The 2,908-nt window shown below is 67.9% G+C and carries 4 protein-coding genes; all 4 read left to right on the top strand.

The genetic code is table 11. The annotated features are described in order from the left end of the window. On the top strand, window positions 1-181 hold a 181-nt coding region (locus tag MUO23_05400; GenBank protein MCJ7512389.1), incomplete at its 5' end, for a citrate synthase. Between the two features lie 92 nt (window positions 182-273). Beyond that, on the top strand, window positions 274-1,278 hold the full coding sequence (locus MUO23_05395) for a S1 family peptidase (protein MCJ7512388.1): 1,005 nt from the start codon (window positions 274-276) through the stop codon (window positions 1,276-1,278). Continuing rightward, entirely contained in the window at window positions 1,275-1,556 is a 282-nt protein-coding gene (locus tag MUO23_05390; GenBank protein ID MCJ7512387.1) for a hypothetical protein, read from the top strand. The genes MUO23_05395 and MUO23_05390 overlap by 4 nt, the downstream gene beginning before the upstream one ends. Before the next feature lie 69 nt (window positions 1,557-1,625). Next, complete coding sequence (locus MUO23_05385) at window positions 1,626-2,855, top strand: MFS transporter (GenBank protein MCJ7512386.1); 1,230 nt, start codon at window positions 1,626-1,628, stop codon at window positions 2,853-2,855. Window positions 2,856-2,908 lie beyond the last annotated feature (53 nt).

The raw sequence follows: 2,908 nt of genomic DNA, 5'->3' as shown, positions 1-2,908 counted from the left end.
GGTGCTACATGGCATCGGGCTTGAGGTCGAGCTGTTCACCCCGACGTTCGCCATCTCGCGGGTTGGTGGCTGGACGGCGCATGTCCTCGAACAGATCAAGGAAGACCGACTGATTCGGCCGCAGTCGGTGTACGTCGGCCCCACCGATCGGAAGTGGGTGCCGCTCGACCGAAGGCGCTAGCGGCAGCCGAATCGCCCACCGGCGGAGCATCGGATCGCCATCCGGTGCTCCGCTTGCTTTCGGGCATATACTCGTGGCGAGCGGAGGGTCCCATGGACGATCTCGTGCGGGTCGCTCAGGCCAAGGCGGCCTACCAGGCGGTGCTGCTGGCAAAACCCAATGTAGTCGGCGTAGGGACCGGCTACCGCACAGTGGGCAAACGTCTCACCGATCAGGTCTGCCTGGTGACCCTGGTCCGGCGCAAGGTTCCGCTGGCGGGGCTCGAGGTCCAGGCGCTGGTCCCGACGGAGATTGACGGCGTGCCCACCGATGTCCTCGAAGTCGGTGACCTGCGGATCCAGAAACCCCGCGACCTCCGCTGGCGTCCGGCGCCGGGCGGGGTCAGCATCAGTCACTTCCGGGTGACGGCGGGCACGTTCGGATGCCTGGTGCGCGACCGGCGGACCGGGGTGCGATTGATCCTGTCCAACAACCACGTGCTGGCCAACAGCAATCAGGCGGTCCTGGGTGATGCGGTGCTGCAGCCCGGGGCGCTGGATGGCGGGAGCGCCGAAGACGATCAGCTGGGCCGCCTGGAGCGCTTCATCCCGATCCAATTCAACGACCAACCCGGGGAGTGCTCGGTGGCCCGCAGCGTCGCCGCCGTCGGGAATGCGCTGGCGCGCCTGGTGGGCTCGCGCCATCGGCTGGCGGTGCGCCGGGTCGACCCCCAGGCGGCCAACTGGGTCGACGCGGCCGTGGCGCGACCGCTCCAAGATGCCTGGGTCGACGAGGAGATCCTCGAGATCGGGCGCGTGATCGGCACGGCGGCGCCCGGGCTGGGGATGCCGGTGCGCAAATCCGGCAGGACGACCGGCCTCACCCGGGGGGAGATTCAGGTGCTGGATACCACCGTCACCATCGGCTATGGCGACCGTCAGGCTCGCTTCGATGGCCAGATTGTCACCAGCGCCATGTCCAGCCCGGGAGACTCCGGCTCGCTGCTCGTTGCCGGCGACCGGCTGGCGGCTGTGGGGCTGCTGTTTGCCGGCTCGGAGCAGGCGACGATCCACAATCCGATCGCCCAGGTGCTGGAGGCGCTGGAGGTCAGCCTGTGACCGCCGAGCTGGAACCCAACTGGGTGGAGTCCTACCGCCGGGCGCAGCAGGTCCGGGAGCAGGCGGTGGCGGGACTGCTGCGTAAGGAAAACGTCGTGGGCGTCGGAGTCGGTATGCGCCTGCGTCAAGGCCGCAGGACCAAAGAGGTTGTGCTGGTGGTGATGGTCGACCGCAAGGTGCCCTTGACCGATCTCCGCCCCGCAGACGTGATCCCTTCAGCGATCGACGGTGTTCCGGTCGATGTCCAGGAGACCGGTGAGTTCTCCATTCATACCTGATCAACGGGACACATCCCACGAACTGAACCCGGGCACGCCCAATCGAATGCCCCAGAGGGGAGTCGCCACATGACGCAAGAAGTCGGGATCCGGTTGTACCGGGCGCGCTGGGGGGTGTTGGGCGCGTTCATGCTGGTGGTGATCGTCAACCAGCTTTCGTGGATCACCTTCGCCGCCATCACCAGCCAGTCGGCGGCCTACTACGGCGTGAGTGAGCTGGAAATCGGATTGCTCTCGCTGAGCTTCATGCTGGTGTACCTGATCGTATCGATCCCGGCTTCCTGGGCGATCGACACGTACGGCTTCCGCCGTGCCGTGGGCTTGGGCGCGGTGCTGACGGCGGTGTTCGGCATGGCGCGGGGGCTGGTCGGGCCGTCGTACACCCTGGTCCTGCTGGCGCAACTGGGCATTGCCGTCGGTCAGCCGTTCATCCTGAACGCGGTGACCAAGGTCGCCGGCCGCTGGTTTGGCCCGGAGGAACGGGCGACCGCCTCCGGGCTGGGGACGCTGGCGATCTTCGTCGGCGTGCTGCTCGGCCTGGCGTTGACGCCCCTGCTCACCGCCGGTTTCGGCATCGCCTCGATGCTGTTGATCTACGGGGTGGCCGCCATCGTCGTGGCCGTGGTCTTCTTCGCGGTTGCACGCGAGCGGCCGCCCACGCCTCCCGGTCCACCCGGCGAGGAGATCCGGGCGCTGGTGTTTGACGGGATGCGCCAGATGCTGCGCCGTCCTGACTTCCTGCGGTTGCTGGCCGTGTTCTTCATCGGGCTGGGGATCTTCAACAGCGTCACCACCTGGATCGAGGACATCCTGCGGCCGCGCGGCTTCAGCCCGTTGCAGGCAGGAATGATCGGCGGGGTGATGGTAGCCGCCGGGATCGTCGGGGCGCTGGTGCTGCCCGCCCTCTCGGATCGGCGCCGGCGACGCACGCCGTACCTGGTGGTCGGGATGGCCGGCGCCTGCCTGGGCCTGGCTGGGATGACCTTCGCCCCCGGCTTCGCCGGCGTGATGGTCGCCAGCCTCGTGCTGGGCTTCTTCCTGCTGGGCGCGGCTCCCGTTGGGTTCCAGTACGGCGCCGAAGCCACGCTGCCCGCGCCCGAGGCGACCTCCAACGGGCTGCTGCTGATGATGGGCCAGATCTCAGGCATCGTCTTCATCCTGGCGATGGATGCGTTCCGTTCGTCCGAGACCGGCTCGATGACGCCTTCGCTGGTGGTGCTGACGGTGCTGATGGGTATCAGCGTCTTGCTCTGTCTTCGCCTGAAGGAGGCCGCCCCTGTGCCGCCCGCCAAGGGCTAGCAGAGCAGCCTGGCCCCCCGGCACCACTGCGTCCTTCTTCGCCGATGTGGGCG

It is taken from the genome of Anaerolineales bacterium (genome assembly GCA_022866145.1).
Taxonomy (GTDB): domain Bacteria; phylum Chloroflexota; class Anaerolineae; order Anaerolineales; family E44-bin32; genus PFL42.
This window is presented reverse-complemented; position numbering and strand designations above follow the sequence as displayed.

What these genes read in the sequence shown, in the direction of transcription:
- MUO23_05395 (MCJ7512388.1), top strand. Translation starts at nt 274, where the DNA reads ATGGACGATCTCGTGCGGGTCGCTCAGGCCAAGGCGGCCTACCAGGCG.
- MUO23_05385 (MCJ7512386.1), top strand. Translation starts at nt 1,626, where the DNA reads ATGACGCAAGAAGTCGGGATCCGGTTGTACCGGGCGCGCTGGGGGGTG.